Raw genomic sequence first — 585 nt, forward strand, 5'->3', positions numbered from 1 at the left:
CGCTCGAGGTGTTCAAGGCGATGCGGGCGGAATGGCCCGCGCACAAGCCGATGGGCATTCGCGTGTCGGCGACCGACTGGGTCGAGGGCGGCTTCAACCCCGACGAGGCGGTCGAGTTCGCCAAGGCGCTCAAGGCGCTCGGATGCGACTTCATCGACGTCACCACCGGCGGGCTCGATCACCGTCAGCAAATTCCGCTGGCGGCCGGCTACCAGGTGCCGTTCGGCGAACGGATCCGCAAGGAAGCGGATATCCCGACCATGTCGGTCGGCCTCATCGGTGGCAGCGCCCAGCAGGCTGAAGAGATCATCGCCTCCGGCAAGGCCGATTTCGTGATGATCGGCCGCGACGCGCTCTACGACCCTCGCTGGGCATGGCACGCGGCCGAGGAGCTCGGCGCGACGACCGACTATGCGCCCAAATACGGCATGGCCAGGCCCGCGCTTCGCCCGCAGCTCTATCCCAACCACCGCGCACCTGCCTGAGCGCGCGCATGCTGACTCCCAAACAGGATATGAGGACGCCGGTCACAGTGCTGACCGGCTTTCTCGGCAGCGGAAAGACCACATTGCTCAATCGCGCCCT

Annotated in this window: 1 protein-coding gene and 1 pseudogene; both read left to right on the plus strand. The window is 66.5% G+C overall.

What is annotated here, in order from left to right; all coding sequences use genetic code 11:
- Positions 1 to 485, plus strand: a pseudogene (locus MRBLSP13_RS18870) (oxidoreductase); the annotation flags it as partial.
- A 29-nt stretch (positions 486 to 514) separates the two neighbouring features.
- Positions 515 to 585 (plus strand): GTP-binding protein (locus MRBLSP13_RS18875; RefSeq protein ID WP_363756055.1); only part of this gene is annotated, 71 nt, incomplete at its 3' end.

This window comes from Sphingobium sp. LSP13-1-1.1 (assembly GCF_040676415.1).
Taxonomy (GTDB): Bacteria; Pseudomonadota; Alphaproteobacteria; order Sphingomonadales; family Sphingomonadaceae; genus Sphingobium.